Origin of the sequence: Microterricola viridarii (assembly GCF_001542775.1) — a bacterium.
GTDB classification, from domain to species: Bacteria; Actinomycetota; Actinomycetes; order Actinomycetales; family Microbacteriaceae; genus Microterricola; species Microterricola viridarii_A.
In genome coordinates this window covers 764,454-779,419 of record NZ_CP014145.1, presented here as the reverse complement: position 1 = coordinate 779,419, position 14,966 = coordinate 764,454, and the positions used below count along the sequence as shown (strand labels likewise).

13 protein-coding genes and 1 pseudogene are annotated in these 14,966 nt (G+C 70.7%); 9 read left to right on the top strand and 5 right to left on the bottom strand.

Annotation, left to right across the window (positions count from 1 at the left end):
* Positions 1-148 precede the first annotated feature (148 nt).
* The 4 genes and pseudogenes from AWU67_RS18055 to AWU67_RS03475 form a co-directional block, all read right to left on the bottom strand.
* Positions 149-1,150, bottom strand: coding sequence for a YhgE/Pip family protein (locus AWU67_RS18055; RefSeq protein WP_067226775.1), 1,002 nt, complete (start codon positions 1,148-1,150; stop codon positions 149-151).
* Between the two features lie 134 nt (positions 1,151-1,284).
* A pseudogene (locus AWU67_RS18050) lies at positions 1,285-2,028 on the bottom strand (YhgE/Pip family protein); the annotation flags it as partial.
* Between the two features lie 65 nt (positions 2,029-2,093).
* On the bottom strand, positions 2,094-5,126 hold the full coding sequence (locus tag AWU67_RS03480; protein ID WP_067226773.1) for an MMPL family transporter: 3,033 nt from the start codon (positions 5,124-5,126) through the stop codon (positions 2,094-2,096).
* A gap of 124 nt (positions 5,127-5,250) precedes the next feature.
* Positions 5,251-5,859, bottom strand: coding sequence for a TetR/AcrR family transcriptional regulator (locus AWU67_RS03475; RefSeq protein ID WP_067226772.1), 609 nt, complete (start codon positions 5,857-5,859; stop codon positions 5,251-5,253).
* Between the two features lie 103 nt (positions 5,860-5,962).
* Here AWU67_RS03475 and AWU67_RS03470 point away from each other — a divergent pair, with 103 nt between their 5' ends.
* The 6 genes from AWU67_RS03470 to AWU67_RS03445 all read left to right on the top strand — a co-directional run bounded on the left by AWU67_RS03470 (position 5,963) and on the right by AWU67_RS03445 (position 10,503).
* The gene (locus AWU67_RS03470) at positions 5,963-6,151 is read left to right on the top strand and encodes a hypothetical protein (RefSeq protein WP_067226771.1); all 189 of its coding nucleotides are present in this window, start codon (positions 5,963-5,965) and stop codon (positions 6,149-6,151) included.
* Between the two features lie 150 nt (positions 6,152-6,301).
* Positions 6,302-6,670, top strand: a complete 369-nt coding sequence (locus tag AWU67_RS03465) for a hypothetical protein (RefSeq protein WP_129586624.1) — start codon at positions 6,302-6,304, stop codon at positions 6,668-6,670.
* 87 nt (positions 6,671-6,757) lie between these two features.
* Positions 6,758-7,405 carry a biotin transporter BioY gene (locus tag AWU67_RS03460; protein ID WP_067226769.1) on the top strand — a complete coding sequence of 216 codons (648 nt, stop codon included), beginning with the start codon at positions 6,758-6,760 and terminating at the stop codon, positions 7,403-7,405.
* Positions 7,402-8,688 carry an AMP-binding enzyme gene (locus AWU67_RS03455; RefSeq protein WP_067226768.1) on the top strand — a complete coding sequence of 429 codons (1,287 nt, stop codon included), beginning with the start codon at positions 7,402-7,404 and terminating at the stop codon, positions 8,686-8,688. The genes AWU67_RS03460 and AWU67_RS03455 overlap by 4 nt, the downstream gene beginning before the upstream one ends.
* Positions 8,681-9,826, top strand: coding sequence for a thiolase family protein (locus AWU67_RS03450; RefSeq protein WP_067226767.1), 1,146 nt, complete (start codon positions 8,681-8,683; stop codon positions 9,824-9,826). The genes AWU67_RS03455 and AWU67_RS03450 overlap by 8 nt, the downstream gene beginning before the upstream one ends.
* Positions 9,823-10,503, top strand: coding sequence for an energy-coupling factor ABC transporter ATP-binding protein (locus AWU67_RS03445; protein WP_067226766.1), 681 nt, complete (start codon positions 9,823-9,825; stop codon positions 10,501-10,503). The genes AWU67_RS03450 and AWU67_RS03445 overlap by 4 nt, the downstream gene beginning before the upstream one ends.
* Here the strand turns inward: AWU67_RS03445 and AWU67_RS03440 are convergent.
* Positions 10,482-11,897 (bottom strand): glucose-6-phosphate dehydrogenase, encoded by a 1,416-nt coding sequence (locus tag AWU67_RS03440; RefSeq protein ID WP_067226765.1) that lies wholly within the window; start codon positions 11,895-11,897, stop codon positions 10,482-10,484. The two genes, AWU67_RS03445 and AWU67_RS03440, sit on opposite strands and share 22 nt — an antisense overlap.
* 29 nt (positions 11,898-11,926) lie before the next feature.
* Between AWU67_RS03440 and AWU67_RS03435 the strand changes: the two genes are divergently transcribed.
* From AWU67_RS03435 to AWU67_RS03425, 3 genes are all read left to right on the top strand, one after another.
* Complete coding sequence (locus tag AWU67_RS03435) at positions 11,927-13,795, top strand: glycoside hydrolase family 15 protein (RefSeq protein WP_067226764.1); 1,869 nt, start codon at positions 11,927-11,929, stop codon at positions 13,793-13,795.
* Between the two features lie 80 nt (positions 13,796-13,875).
* The gene (locus tag AWU67_RS03430) at positions 13,876-14,469 is read left to right on the top strand and encodes an energy-coupling factor transporter transmembrane component T family protein (protein WP_067226763.1); all 594 of its coding nucleotides are present in this window, start codon (positions 13,876-13,878) and stop codon (positions 14,467-14,469) included.
* Between the two features lie 72 nt (positions 14,470-14,541).
* Positions 14,542-14,928 (top strand): VOC family protein, encoded by a 387-nt coding sequence (locus AWU67_RS03425; protein WP_067226762.1) that lies wholly within the window; start codon positions 14,542-14,544, stop codon positions 14,926-14,928.
* The last annotated feature ends 38 nt before the right edge of the window (positions 14,929-14,966 follow it).

Below are 14,966 nucleotides of genomic sequence, written 5' to 3'. Positions count from 1 at the left end.
ATGCCGGGGCAGCCGCATCCGGTGAGCTCCGGGGCTTCGGGCGCTGCGCTGCTCCTTCGTCGCGGCGCGGCGCCCTCCAGCCAACGGGAATTCTCCCGGCGGCTGGAGGGAGGGCCAGCTACCCCTGCGCCAACTACCCCTGGGCCAACTACCCCTGCGCCAGCGCGAACGCGAAGGAACTCGCGCCGCGGCGCCGCGCGACAACGGCGAGCGAGCCCAGCGCGCCGAGCAGTGCGAACACCGCCAGCGCGGCCGCCGGCACGCCGACCGCCGACCCGCCGACCCCGGCAACTATCGCCTGCATGCCCTGCACGGCCCAGGTGAGCGGCAGCAGCGGGCTCACCAGCTGGAACGGGGCGGCGAGGATCTCGATCGGGTACAGCCCGCCCGCGCTTGTCAGCTGCAGGGCCAGCAGCACGAGCGAGACGACCACGCCGCTGCGGCCGAGGGCCGTGACCAGGAAGTGGTGCACCGCGACGAACGCGGCGGCCATCAGCAGGCTGAAGCCGAGCGTCGCCGGCAGGCTGGCCCAGCTGACCCCGAGCGTCGTGTGCAGCAGCGCCACCACGACGAGCACCTGTGCCGCCGCGATCGCGAAGCCGCGCAGCAGCCCGCGCGACACGATCCGGCCGGTGGACGCGGTCGAGCCGAGCGCGACCGCGCTGACCGGGCGCATCAGCAGGAAGATGGCGAGCGCGCCGATCCAGAGGCCGACCGGAACGAAGACCATGCCGATGATCTCGCCGAGGGAGGAGATCTTGTTGTCGCGTTCCAGGCTGACCCCGACGGGCTCGGCGATGACCTCGGCCGTGGCCTGCGGGTCGCTGCCGGCCAGGGCACTCGCCTGCTTGGCGCCGTCGCCGAGGCCGGTCGCCAGTTCGCCCGCGCCGCCCTGCAGCTGGTGGGCTCCGGATGCCGAAGCGCCGGCGCCATCGGCGAGCTGCTGCACGCCACCGGCGAGCTCGGACGCTCCCCCGGCGAGGCTGTCGGCGCCGGAGCGCAGACCGTCCGAGCCGGCGGAGAGCTGTGCTGCGCCGCCGGCGAGCTGCGAGATGCCGCCCTGCACGCCGCCGATGGCGATGGCGGTCTGGCTGGCGAGCTCATCACCCGATCCCACGAGCTTGTCGAGCCCGCCCTTGACGCCGCCCATCGCTTGGAGCGCGCCCCCCGCAGCCTGCTGCTGCTCGGGGTCAGGCTCGGCATCAGACTGTTCAGTGCGGCGATGCCCTGGTCAAGGTACGGGCTTAGCTGCCCAGCGGCCTGGTTGATGCCGCCGGTGTACTGCTTCACCCCGTCGCTCAGCTGGGTCAGCCCGGCAGCGCCCTCGTTCAGCGTGCCGAGGCCCGCCGCGATGCCGTCGACGCCGGTGGAGTACTCGCGCACGCCGCCGGCCAAACCGCTCGCGCCGTCGGCCAGTCCGGCCGCACCGGATGCCGCGGAGGAGGCGCCGCTGGAGAGGGCGTCGAGGCCGCTGGCCAGGGTGCCGACGCCGCTGGAGAGCGTCACCGCGCCGTCGGCAGCGGTGCCGAGCGAGGTGCCCATCTCGGCGATGCCCGCATAGAAGGCGCTCAGGTACTGCGTGGTGATCGCACGGCCGAACGTGCTGGTCATGGCCTCGCCGACGGATTGGGCGGCGGAGCCGGCCAGGTAGGCGTGCGCGTCATCCGTCTTGATCTGCAGGTCTGCCTGCGTCGGCTCGGCCCCGGAGAGCGAGTTGATCGAGGCGGAGAAGTCGCTCGGGATCGTCAGCACGGCGTACGCCTTGCCGGCGGCGAGGGCCTCGGCGGCCTGCTCCGAGTTGGAGATCGTCCAGGCGAAGCCGGCGGTGTCCGGCGCGGTCAGCTCTGTGACCAGCTGCCGCCCGGCGAGGATCATCTGCTCGCTGCCGTCCGGCAGCGTGGCGGTGACCATCTTGTCGTTGTTCACGACGATGGCCGGCACCGCGTCCATGCGCTGGTCGGCGCTGGCCAGGGCACCGGAGACGAGTCCGGCGATCGCCAGGGGCACCACGATGATGCCAGCAAGCATCAGGGCGAACGCCGTGCGGCGTTGGCCGGGCGTGCGCCGGAACAGCTTTTCGAGTCGGGCACTCATCAGCGCACTCCCCCTTCTTCCAGGACGCGCTCTTCCGAGGCGTCAGGCGTTGCAACGGTGTTCTGGGCCGGCACGTCGTGTTCCAGCTCCTCGCAATCCGTGATGTCGTGATCGGGGACGTCGCGATCCGTGATGTGGTGGTCGGGGATGTCGTGATCAGCCGGTTCCGGCAGCGCGAGCGCCACGGTGGGCCTGGCGCCGATCATGGCCCCGGATGCCGCCTGCACGGCGTCGCCGGCTGCCAGCACGATCGTGGTCTTCACGGGGGCCAGCACGGCGAGCACCTGGGCGATGCTGCGCCCGCGGGCATCGACCGGCAGGGCATCGCCGAGGTCGACGATCAGCACCTCTGGCCGCTCGGCGAGCACGCTGGCCGCCAGGACGGTTGCCCGGCCGAGCGCGCTGAGCGAGGCCATGCTGGTGTCGGCGTCGATCGGGCGGTGGCTGGTGCCGGTGCTGCGCAGGGCCAGGTTGATCTTCTCGATCCACTCGGCCTGACCGGCCGCGGCGGACCGATACCAGGGCACGGAGAGCTCGAGGCGCTCCGCCAGCAGTTCGCCGACGGTGCGGTGCAGGTCGTGCCGCTGGCCGGCGCCGACATCGACGAGTCCGACCCGGCGCAGGGCGCGCGACCGCTCGGAGGGCAGCGGGGAGCCGTGCAGCTGCAGTCGGCCGCCGACGGGGTCGAGCCGGCCGGCGAGCGAGGCCGCGAAGACCCGGCGCGAGGCGGCGGGCGCCTGCACGGTGACGACGCTGCCCGCCTCGATGTCGAAGCTCAACGGGCCCATCGTCTGGCCGGGCAGTCCGAGGTAGGCCGCCTCCGCGGTGAGGGCGCCCTTCTGCGCCTTCGCCCAGGCGAGGTCGCCGAGGTGGGCCCGGAGGCCCTCGCCTTCGACGTCGACGTTGGGCAGCAATCGGCCGAGCCATTTCGGCAGATACCAGGCCGCCTTGCCCGCGAGGGCCATGGCGGCGGGAACGAGCGTCATGCGCACGAGGAAGGCGTCGAAGAACACGCCGATGGCGAGCGCGAAGGCGATGCCCTTGATGACGCCAGCTCCTTCCGGCACGAAGCCGAAGAAGACGAAGAACATGATCAGGGCCGCCGCCGTCACGACGCGGGCGGAGTGCTGGAAGCCGTGCACGATGGCCTCGCGCGGTTTGCCGTGCCGGACGAACTCCTCGCGCATGCCAGAGACGAGGAACACCTCGTAGTCCATGGCGAGGCCGAACAAGACGGCCATCAGCAAGATCGGCAGGAAGCTGAGGATCGGGCCGGTGTGCTCGATGTGCAGCAGGTCTGCGAACCAGCCCCACTGGAACACGGCCACGGTCACGCCGATCGCGGCGAAGGCCGAGAGCAGGAATCCGAGCGCGGCCTTGACCGGCACGAACAACGAGCGGAACACCATCATCAGCAGCACGATGGAGAGGCCGACCACGACCAGCGCGAACGGCACGAGCGCGTTGCTCAAACGGTTGGAGATGTCGATGGTCACGGCGGTCTGGCCGGTCACCCGGATCGGGGTGCCGTACTCCGCGTCGATGGAGGGGGCGAGGTCCCGGATGTCCTGCACCAGGGTCTTGGTGGCCGGGTCGTCCGGCGCCGTCGTCGGGATCACCTGGATGATCGCGGTGTCGACGGTCTCGTTCGGCAGGCCCTGACTGACGAAGGAGACCCCGTCGAGGTGTTCCAGCTCGGTGCGGATCGCGTCGAGTTCGGTGAAGATGTCGGTCGTCTGGGTGATGTCCACCACGACGATGAGCGGGCCGTTGGCACCCGGGCCGAAGCCATCCTCGACCATCTCGTAGGCCGCGCGCTGGGTGGAGCCGGCCGGCTCCGCCGCACCCGTCGGCAGGTTGAGGTCAAGGCTGAGCGCGGGCACGGCGAGCGTGCCGAGCACACCGACGACGAGCACGACGGCGACGATGGGGGCCTTCAGCACGGTGTTCACCCAGCGGCGGCCGAGCGTCGGCTTCGCATCGTCGTCGGCGAGCGCGCGCCTGTGGGCGCGGCTGCCGGCCTTGGGCGTCATCCGGCCCTTGATCAGGCCCAGCATGGCGGGCAGCAGGGTGACCGCGATCAGCACGGCGATGAACACGGCGAATGCGGCGGCGACGCCCATGGTGCTGAGGAACGGGATGCCGACGACCAGCAGCCCGAGCAGGGCGATGATCACGGTGATGCCGGCGAAGACAACGGCGCCGCCGGCTGTGGCGACGGCGGTGGCCGCGGACTCCTCCGGCTCCACTCCCCTGGCCAGCTGTTGCCGGTGTCTGGACAGGATGAACAGCGAGTAGTCGATGCCGACAGCGAGGCCGAGCATGACGGCCAGCATCGGGGCCGTGCTCGACACGTTGGTGAAGGCGGCCGCCGCGAGGATGCCGCCCGTGGCGATACCTACACCAATCAGTGCCATCAGCAGCGGCATCCCTGCCGCGAGCAGCGAGCCGAAGGTGATGACGAGCACGACGCCGGCGAACAGCACGCCGAAGACCTCGACGATGGTGAGGCCGAAGGTGGTGTCCTGGAACACCTGCCCGCCGAAGGCGACGGTCATCCCGGCATCACGGCCGATCTCACCGGAACCGGTCAGCGCGTCGAGCGTCGCCTGGCTGACATCGGTTGACGCGCCGTTCAACTGCACGCGCGCGATGGCGGTCTGCCCGTCGTCAGAGACGGCGTTCGCCGCATACTCGGAGAACGGGCTGACGGCAGCCGCGACACCGGGGATGTCCTCGATGGCGGTGATGGTCTGCTCGATCGCGGCCTTGTTCGTCGCATCGTCGACGGAGCCGTCTGTCGTGTGGAACACCGCCTCGACGGAGGCACCGGACACTTGCGGGAACACGGCCCCCAGCATGTCGATCGTCTCCTGCGACTCGGTGCCGGGGATCGCGTACGACTCGGCCATCTGGCCGCCGAGCGCGAGCCCGCCGCCGAGGAGCGCGGCGAGAACCAGGATCCAGGCACCGATCACCGTCCACGCGCGGCGGTAGGCGAAGTGTCCGATGCGGTAGAGGAATATTGCCACTGTGCTGTCCTGCTCGTTGAGGGCGGTCGTGCGGGTTGGTTCTCAGCGCTTGGGTTGAAGCGCTTGGGTTGAAACGCTCTGTGCGAAGCGGTGAGTGCGGTGCGGTGAGTGCGGTGCGCGTGTTCTACGCGGTGGGAATCGTGACGGGCGCCAGCAGTTCGCCGATGAGCCGGATCAGCGCCGCCCGCACCTCGTCGACGGGACCGAGCGAGTCGGCGTCGAGGAAGGACATACCGGCGACGAGCGAGTACGCGGCGCCGCCGAGGGCCATGCCGAAGCGCATCTTGTCTTCGGTCGAGGCGTTGTCGTTGCAGACGGTGTGCGACAGCGTGACGATGAACTCGTTGGCCCTGTCGATCACCGGGATGCCGCTCAGCGAGTGCCCCTGATTGACGAAGGTGTAGACCTCGAGGCGGTGCTCGAGCAGAAAGTCGATGAATTCCTCGACGAACAGCGTGCGGGCCTCGACGGTGGGGCCGCGCTCGGTGTACCGCTGCAGAAGCGCCCCGAGCCGGTCGATGGCCGGGCCGATCGCGGCCTCCAGGAGCGCTTCTTTGTTCGCGTAGTGGTAGAGCACGCTGGACTTCGAATAGCCCGCCTCGTCGGCGATCTGCTGAAGCGAGGCGCCGGCGAATCCGACGGCGGCGAACTGCTCGAGGGCGATCTGGCGGAGGTCGTCGCTCGCATTGGAGCGCGGGTGGGCTGGCGCCGATTCGGCGTCTGGTGCTGGCATGCATCCATCATGCTTGACCAATCGGTCAGGAACTGCACGATCGGTCAGACTAGGGGGCAACTCCCAGATCCGGCTAACGTGAGAGGGACGGAAGGTGCAGACAATGCGTAAATATCTGTTCAACGGCGCCATGATCGGCGCCATCACCAGCAGCTTTGGGATCATTCAGGCGACACGCAACGGCCCGCGCGACTGGCGGCTGATCCTGATGTGGGTGAGCTGGGGCATCTCATTGACGCTGGCCATCGCCGCTGTGCGCGAAGAAGCCCAGGAACGCGCTCTCGAGCAGTAGGCAGTCGAGCATTGGGCGCTCGAGCAGTAGCGCTCGGCGAACGCACCTTCAGGCCGTAAGCACTCTGGGTTCTGCGGCGTGTCCCCCGGGATTCGACGGAGTATAGCGCAGACTGAAGGCAGCACCCGAAGCGAGCGAGAGGAAGCGACCGTGGCGATGTTCCGCAGGCGCCGACAGACTGCACCAGTCCTGATTGCGGCCGCACCGCCCGAGCTGAGCGAGGAATCGCTGCTCGCGATCGTCACCGACAAGCTGGCCGACATCGTCGGGGCAAACGGCGAATGGACCCTCGTCCGCCGCGAGCCCGGCGACACCGACGAGATCTTCCACGACATGCTCAGCGGCCAGATCGCCGTGCAGGTCGCCCAGGCCGTCAGTGCCGGGCACGCCGCACTCCGCAACGCACCGGGCACCGAGCCGAGCGCCCTGCCCTGGAGCCCTGCACCCGTCGCCGTGTGGGCGGATGCCGCGTCCGCTCCCGTCTCTGCGCCCGCGCACGCAGCGACAGCCGCGGCCTAGCCGGACCCGCGGCGTTCCAGATTTTGCCGCCGTTTTTTGTACGGCGGATCGAGCGCGGCATCCGCGCCCACTTCTAGCGTTGCAGTTATGACACAGCACACCACGCCGCCCGCAACGCGGCGCACCCTGAGCGCTCGCGACCTCGCATCCATCGCCACCTTCGCGGCGCTCATCGCGGCCCTGGGCCTGCCCGGATCCCTCTACATCGGCGCCGCCGCCGTGCCGATCACGTTCCAGACGTTGGGCGTGATGTTGGCCGGGGCGATCCTCGGCGCACGCAACGGCTTTCTCGCCGTGCTGCTGCTCGAGGTGCTCGTCGCCGCCGGGTTGCCGCTGCTCTCCGGCGGGCGCGGCGGCATCGGGGTGTTCCTCGGCCCGACCGGCGGCTACCTCGTCGGCTGGCTTCTCGGCGCGCTCGTCATCGGCTGGTTCACGGCCCGGCTGCTGCCCCGCTACCCGCTGTGGGCTGCCCTCGGTGCGACGGCGCTCGGCGGAATCGTCGCCATCTACCTGATCGGCGTGCCCTGGCTGGCAGTCAGCACGGGCACCCCGCTGCTGGTCGCGTTCACCGGCGGCCTGGTCTTCCTGCCCGGCGACATCCTCAAGGTGGTCGTGACCGTGCTCGTCGCCAAGCAGGTGCACCGCGCCTGGCCCGGCCTCATCGCCGACCGCAGGCGCAGCGCCTCGGCGCCAGCGAACTCGGATTCGGCCCCCACGGCGGCGATGCAGCCGTGACAACCACGCCGTGGCTGGGCGGGGCCGACGCCGACACGGCGTTGACCCTGTCGGGGAGCCCGCTCAGCTACGGCGCTCTCCGCGAGCAGGTCGCCGGGCATGTGCTCGCACCTGGCGACATCGTGCGGGCGGATTACGTCGACGACACCGCAGTGCTGGTGACCGTGCTCGCCGCCCTCGCGCAAGGCCGTCCGGTGCTGGTCAGCGACCCGCTGAACCCGGCACCACTGCCGGGTGCGGTGCAGCCGTCGACCGGGCTGCTGCTGATGACCTCCGGGTCTTCCGGCCGGTCCAGGGCCGTCGCCCGCACGGCCGCGTCGTGGTTCGATTCCTTCGCGCCGTTCACCGCCGCCACCGGCCTGCGCAGCACCGACATCGTCGCGCTCACCGGGCCACTGCACGTGTCGATGCACCTCTTCGCCGCCCTGCACACGCTGTGGCTGGGCGCGGAACTCCGCGGCGCGGTCTCCGACAGCACCCTGGGTGCCGCGGCCGGTGCTGACGCCGGGCCGACCGCGGCGCACTGCACCCCGGCCGTGCTGCGCCGGCTGCTCTCTGCCGAGGCGCTGCCCGCCCGCCTCATCGTGGCCGGCGCCGCCTTGCAGGGCGCCGGCCGTGCCGCCGCCGAGGCCCGCGGTTCGAGGGTCACCGAGTACTACGGGGCCGCCGAACTCTCGTTCGTGGCCGTCAGCGGCCGGGCCGGCCGGCTGCGGCCCTTCCCCGGTGTCGAGATCGAGCAACGTGACGCCGGCGTCGCGTGGGTGCGCTCCCCCTACCTCTCGCTGGGTTACGCCGCGACGGCGCACGGCCGGGTCGCCGGCGGTGCGCTGCGGCGCGACGACCGCGGCTTCGCGAGCGTCGGCGACCTGGTCGAGCTCGCCCCGGACGGCACCGTGGCGGTACGGGGGCGCGCCGACACCGCCGTGACGACCGCCGGCAGCACCGTGCTGAGCGAGGACATCGAACGCGCGCTCGAAGGCATCGCCGGGCTCGGAAGCGTCGCCGTGCTCGCCGAGCCGCACCCCGTTCTCGGCGAGATCGTCGTCGCCGTGCTCGAACGCACCCCCGCGCTCGAGCAGGGGCAGACCGCTGTCGTGCGCACGGCCGCCGCCGCACTGCTGAACCCGGTGGAGCGTCCGCGGCGCTGGCTGCTCGTGGATGCCCTCCCCCGCACGGCATCCGGCAAACTGGCCAAGGGTGTTCTGCGCGCCGGGCTCGACTCCGGCGCCATTCCCTTCGCCGACCTTCTCGCCTCAGATCATGGAGCCGCCACCGATGTTTGACCACCGCAGCCCCGTGATCGTGGCGGCCCGGCGCACCGCGATCACCTCCACCGGCCGCGCCCTGGCGCAACACAGCGTCGACGCGCTCGCCGCCTCCGTGCTGCGGGCCGTCGCCGACGAGCTGGCCCCGGCCGGCCGGTCGGTCGGCGAGGTGATCCTGGGCAACTGCATGGGGCCAGGCGGCAACGTCTCCCGGCTGGCCGCCCTGCGCGCGGGCCTGGGCGATGGCGTTCCTGCCGTCACCGTCGACCGGCAGTGCGGCTCGGGCCTCGAAGCCGTGCTGCAGGCCGGCCGCCTGGTGCGCTCCGGCGACGCAGAGCTCGTGCTGGCGGGCGGGGCGGAATCGGCGTCGACGGCGCCGTGGCGGTTCTGGCCGCCGCAGGGCGAGGCAGCTGCCCGCCGCTACACCCGGGCCCCGTTCGCGCCGGACGGCTGGCCTGACCCAGACATGGGCGAGGCGGCGGATGCCGTCGCCGCCCGTTTCGGCATCGGCCGAGCGCGTCAGGACGACTGGGCCGCGCGCTCCCACCACCTGGCCAGCGCCCACCGCGACCGGGGCGGCTTCGACGGCGAGATCGTCGCCGTCGACGGAGAGCGCAGGGACGACCGGCCGCGCGCGACGCTGGACACCGGCCGGCTGGGCCGGTTCACAGCGGCGTTCAGCGCTGGCGGCACCGTGACGGCTGGTAACTCCTGCGGGGTCTCTGACGGTGCAGCGGCCATGGCCGTCACCACCGAGGCGGTGCGCGCCGAACTCGGCCTGCCCGGCCTGCGCATCGTCGCGACAGCCGCGGCCGGCTCCGACCCGGCCCTGCCCGGCATCGGTGCGGTCGCCGCCGTCGAACGCCTGCTCGCCGACACTGGAGTGCGGGTGTCTGAGCTCGACGCGATCGAGATCACCGAGGCCTTCGCGGCCCAGGTTCTGGCGGTGAGCGACCTGCTCGGCCTCGACGAAGAGCGCATCTGCACCGATGGCGGCGCGATCGCCCTCGGCCACCCCTGGGGGGCATCCGGGGCCGTGCTGCTCGTGCGCCTGGCCGCACGCATGTTCGCCTCAGACAACGCCCGCTACGGCCTCGCCGCATGCTCGATCGGCGGCGGCCAAGGGCTCGCCATGCTCGTGGAGCGTGCGGCATGAGCGGCATCGTGTTCGACGGCGTCTCGCACGGCTACGGCGAGCGCCCTGTGCTGCACGGCATCGACCTCGAGATCACCGAGCGACGGGTGGGGATCGTCGGGGCGAACGGCTCGGGCAAGTCAACGCTCGCGCGCATGATCAACGGCCTGGTCACCCCCGACCACGGCCGGGTGAGCGTTCAGGGGCTGGACGTTGCCCGGAACGGGCGCGAGGTGCGCCGGCAGGTCGGCTTCGTGTTCACGAACCCCGACAACCAGATCGTGATGCCGACGGTCGCAGAGGATGTCGCGTTCAGCCTGCGCCGGCGCGGCCTCGACAAGGCGGAGGTCGCCTCCCGGGTGGCCGCCACCCTGGAACGGTTCGGGCTGGCCGGGCATGCCGATCATGCAGCCCACCGGCTCTCCGGCGGGCAGAAGCAGCTGCTGGCCCTCGCCGCCGTGCTCGTGACCGAGCCGGCGATCGTCGTCGCCGACGAGCCGACCACCCTGCTCGACGCCCGCAACGCGCGGGTGATCACCGAGATGCTGACGAACCTCGACCAGCAGGTGGTCGTGGTGACCCACCAGCTGGATCTGCTGGCCGGATTCGACCGGGTGATCGTCGTCGACGACGGCCGCATCGTCGGCGATGACGTTCCGGATGCCGCGATCGAGCGCTACCGCGGCTTGTTGGCCTGATCCGTCTCCGCCTCCGCCACGGCCGTGCTGGGCCAGCGGGGCGGCCCCTCCGACCCGGCCGCGTACTCCTCGAGCGGCACCCGGTCGGCCCTCCACGCCGCCACCGCCGGCGCCACGATGCGCCAGCACTCCTCTGCGGCATCCGCCCGCACCGAGAGCGTGGGGTCGCCGTCGAACATGGCGCCCAATACCTCTGAATAGGCCAACAACTGCCCCGCGCCGAACGAGGCGGTGAGTGCGGCCCGGCGCAACAGGTCCGGGTCGTCTTCGCTGTTCACATTCAGCTCCAGCGACATCAGGTCGGGTGCCAGGGAGATGCGCAGCACGGTCGGCTCGTGGCTCCCCGTCAGCCCGGCCGGCACCCACGACGCCGGTTTGAAGGTGATCACGATCTCCCGCCGGCGGGCACCGACGGCCTTGCCGGAGCGCAGCGTGAACGGCACTCCCGCCCAGCGCCAGGTGTCGACCTCCAGCGTGAGCTCTGCGAGCGTCTCTGTGCCGCGCGCCGGGTCGACGCCGGCCTCGTTCACGTAGGCAGGGAGCCGGGTGCCCTCGATCGTCCCCGCCGTGTAGCGGGCCCTCCGGCTGGAGCGCACCGGGCTGCCGCCGCGCAGGCGCGTCGCGCGCAGGACGAGGCCCTTCGCGTCGCGCACATCCTGGGCGCCCAGGGTGGACGGCGGTTCCATGGCGAGCACGGCGAGCACCTGCAGCAGGTGGCTCTGGATCATGTCGACCAGCGCCCCCGCCTTGTCGTAGTAGCCGGCCCGGCCCTCGAGGCCGAGCTGCTCGTCGTAGATGATGTCGATGGCCGCGATGTGGTTGTTGTTCCAGAGCGGTTCGAAGATGCGGTTCGCGAAGCGCAGGCCAACGAGGTTGTTCACCGTCGAGCGGCCGAGGAAGTGGTCGACGCGGTGGATCTGCTCCTCCGGCACCAGCGCGTGCAGCTCCGCGTTCAACCGGACGGCCGCCGCCTCATCGACGCCGAACGGTTTCTCCAGCGCGAGGGTGGTGCCGGCCGGCAGGGTCAACTCGGCCAGTGCAGCGCAGACGCTGGCAGTCACCGCCGGCGGCAGCGCGAAGTAGAGCACCGGCGTTCCCGTGCAGGCGTCCAACAGCGCGTGCAACTCCTCCGGCCGGGTGACGTCGACGGCGCGGTACTCGGTGCCGGCGAGCAGGGTGTCCACGGCGGGTCCCGCGGCATCCGCCTCGGCGAAGGAGCCTTTCACCCTGGCCAGCCAGTCGGCTCGGCCGAGCTGCCTGCGGTCGGCGCCGAGCAGGTGCAGCGAGCGGCCCGGATCTCGGGTGAGCAGCTGGCCCAGGGCCGGCAGCAGCAAGCGCGCGGTGAGATCGCCGCTTGCACCGAGGATGATGAGAGTCTTCGCCGACGTCGCCATTCCCCCACCGTAGCTGTCAGGATGAGCCCATGGCACTCAATATTGAGGACTATGCGCTGATCAGCGACTGCCAATCCGGTGCCCTCGTCGGCCTGGACGGCAGCATCGACTGGCTCTGTCTGCCACGCTTCGACTCCGCGTCGATGTTCGGGGCGCTCCTCGGCAACGAGGAGCACGGCCGTTGGCGTCTGGCGCCCAGCGATCCGGATGCCAGGGCAGTGCGTTCGTATGTGGCCGACACGTTCATCCTGTCGACGGTGTGGACGACGTCGACCGGGCAGGTCGAGGTGCGCGATTTCATGCCGCACGGCACCGATCGTTCCGACATTGTGCGCTGGGTGCGCGGCATCAGCGGCAGCGTCGAGATGCACGCGGATCTGCGGGTGCGTTTCGGCTACGCGTCCTCCGTGCCGTGGATGCGCCAGATGAAGGGGTCACGCGCCCAGCACGGCCAGAATGGGCAGGGCCACGAGCTGCGACAGCACGATGCACAGCCAGGGAACGGTGCGGAGTCGAACGGGCATGCGCACGGGCTGATCGCGGTCGCCGGGCCGGATGCCTGCGTCATCCGTGGCCCACGAATGCACGCTGCCGGCCGCAAGCACGTCGCCGACTTCACGGTGGCCGCCGGCGAGGAGGTGGAGATGCAGCTCAACTGGTACCCCTCGCACCGCCCGATCCCCGAGCCGCTGAACGTCAGCGAGAATTTCGCCCGCACCGCCGAGTGGTGGGCCTCCTGGGCGAGCAGTTGCAGCCATGAGGGGCCGTTCCACGAGGCGGTGGTGCGCTCGATGCTGATCCTGCGCGCCCTCACCAACCAGGAGACGGGCGGCATCGCGGCGGCGGCCACGACGTCGCTGCCGGAACAGGCCGGCGGCTCCCGCAATTGGGACTACCGCTATGTCTGGCTGCGCGATGCATCGCTCAGCCTCAAGGTGCTGCTCGGCCAGGGCTACGAACAGGAGGCTGAGGCGTGGCGCGGCTGGTTAATGCGCGCCATCGCCGGCGACCCCGGTGACGTGCAGATCATGTACGGCATGGCCGGTGAGCGCGAGCTGCCGGAGCGCGTCCTCACCTCACTGCCCGGGTACCGTGACTCCGGCCCGGTGCGGGTGGGCAACGCCGCGGTATCCCAGTTCCAGTCCGACGTGATCGGCGAGGTCATGGTGGCACTGCACGCCGCCCGCGAGGCTGGCGTGCCCGAGACGGATTTCAGTTGGCCGCTGCAGCGGGCGCTGATGGCGTTCCTCGAGCAGAACTGGCAGAAACCTGACCAGGGCATCTGGGAGATGCGCGGCCCGGCCCGGGCCTTCACCCACTCCCGGGTCATGGTCTGGGCCGCCTTCGACCGCGCCGTGCGGGCGATCACCGAATTCGGCCTGGAGGGCCCGCTGGTGCGCTGGACCGCGCTGCGCGACACGGTGCGGCAAGACATCGAGGAGCGCGGCTTCAGCGTGGCACGCAACTCCTACACGCAGTTCTTCGGCAGCGAAGAGGTCGACGCCGCCCTGCTGGCGCTGCCACAGGTGGGGTTCTGCGAGCCGGATGACCCGCGGATGCTCGGAACGGTGGCCGCGATCGAGCAGGACCTTCTGGTGGACAGCCTGCTGCTGCGCTACCGCACCCGTGGCACGGTCGACGGCCTGCCGAGCGGTGAGAACCACTTCGTGGCGTGCTCGTTCTGGTTGGTCGAGCAGTATGCCAAGACCGGCCGCTACGAGGAGGCGCATGCACTGATGAGCGCGCTCGTCGCCCTCGGCAACGACGTCGGACTGCTCTCGGAGGAATACGACAGGGCCGCCGGGCACCAGGCAGGCAACACCCCGCAGGCGCTCAGCCATCTGGCCCTGATCTGGGCGGCAGAAGCGTTCCGCGGGCGGGAAATGCCCGGGCGCTGAGCCGACCGGCCAAGAGTTCGGGCGACATTTTGTCGCCGCATCCAATTCGCGCTCCTCCCCCGCCAATTACTCTGGAAAACGTGATCGGCCTCTACCATCCCGGCACCTCGCTGCTGCACCGGGCCCCCGCCCTGCTCAAGCTGGCGCTGCTCTCGCTGCTCATCGGACTGGCGGTTGCCTTCGACGAGCCGTGGCAGGTGGGCGCCGTGCTCGCGCTCGGCATCCTGCTCGCGGCGGTCGCCCGGCTTCCGTTCCGGGCGGTGTGGGGCCAGGTCGCGCCCGTTCTCTGGGTGCTGGCGATCGCCGTGCCGCTGCAACTGCTCTTCGCCGACTGGCAGAGCGCCACGATGATGGCGGGGCGGCTGCTCATCGCCGTGTTCTTCGCCGCCCTGTTCACGCTCACGACGACCGTGAGCGCGGTGCTCGACGCCTGCGAGAAGCTGCTCTGGCCGTTCCGGCGATGGGTCGACACAGACAGGATCGGGCTGCTGCTGGCGCTCACGATCCGCTCGATCCCGGTCATCGCGGCGATCGTCGCCGAGGTGTTCGAGGCGCGCAAGGCCCGCGGTACCCAGGGCTCGTTGCTCTCGCTCGCCGTGCCGGTGATCGTGCGCTCGCTGCAGAGCGCAGAAGCGCTCGGCGACGCCCTCATCGCCCGCGGTTTCGACGACTGACCCTGTCGTTCGGGCGCTCTGACGCCTAGCCTGAAAGGCGGATGCACGTTTCAGAGCAGAGAGGTCGGTCTCATGGACTGGAAGATCGAACTGGTGGCCATCCCCGTCACCGATGTTGACCGCGCGAAGGCGTTCTACGTCGACCAAGTCGGCTTCAACGACGACTACGACATCGTGGTGCGCGAGGGGCTGCGCTTCGTGCAGCTGACGCCGCCGGGCTCCGCCTGCTCCATCGTGCTCGGTGACGGCATCACCGAGATGACGCCCGGCTCGCAGAAGGGCGTGCAGATTGTGGTGCAGAGCGCCGACACCGCGATGGCCGAGCTACGCGGGCGCGGTGTGACCACCAGCGACATCGACCCGCAGCCGTGGGGCCGATTCGTGTACTTCTCCGACCCGGACGGCAACAGTTGGGCTTTGCAGGAGCTTCCGCCGCGCGACGAACAGCAAACTTCTTAAACAAAAAACCCCGGTCTCGTGCGAGACCGGGGTTTTGG

What these genes read in the sequence shown, in the direction of transcription:
- AWU67_RS18055 (WP_067226775.1), bottom strand. Translation starts at nt 1,150, where the DNA reads ATGGGCGGCGTCAAGGGCGGGCTCGACAAGCTCGTGGGATCGGGTGAT.
- AWU67_RS03445 (WP_067226766.1), top strand. Translation starts at nt 9,823, where the DNA reads ATGAGCGGCATCGTGTTCGACGGCGTCTCGCACGGCTACGGCGAGCGC.
- AWU67_RS03475 (WP_067226772.1), bottom strand. Translation starts at nt 5,859, where the DNA reads ATGCCAGCACCAGACGCCGAATCGGCGCCAGCCCACCCGCGCTCCAAT.
- AWU67_RS03450 (WP_067226767.1), top strand. Translation starts at nt 8,681, where the DNA reads ATGTTTGACCACCGCAGCCCCGTGATCGTGGCGGCCCGGCGCACCGCG.
- AWU67_RS03425 (WP_067226762.1), top strand. Translation starts at nt 14,542, where the DNA reads ATGGACTGGAAGATCGAACTGGTGGCCATCCCCGTCACCGATGTTGAC.
- AWU67_RS03440 (WP_067226765.1), bottom strand. Translation starts at nt 11,897, where the DNA reads ATGGCGACGTCGGCGAAGACTCTCATCATCCTCGGTGCAAGCGGCGAT.
- AWU67_RS03460 (WP_067226769.1), top strand. Translation starts at nt 6,758, where the DNA reads ATGACACAGCACACCACGCCGCCCGCAACGCGGCGCACCCTGAGCGCT.
- AWU67_RS03435 (WP_067226764.1), top strand. Translation starts at nt 11,927, where the DNA reads ATGGCACTCAATATTGAGGACTATGCGCTGATCAGCGACTGCCAATCC.
- AWU67_RS03470 (WP_067226771.1), top strand. Translation starts at nt 5,963, where the DNA reads ATGCGTAAATATCTGTTCAACGGCGCCATGATCGGCGCCATCACCAGC.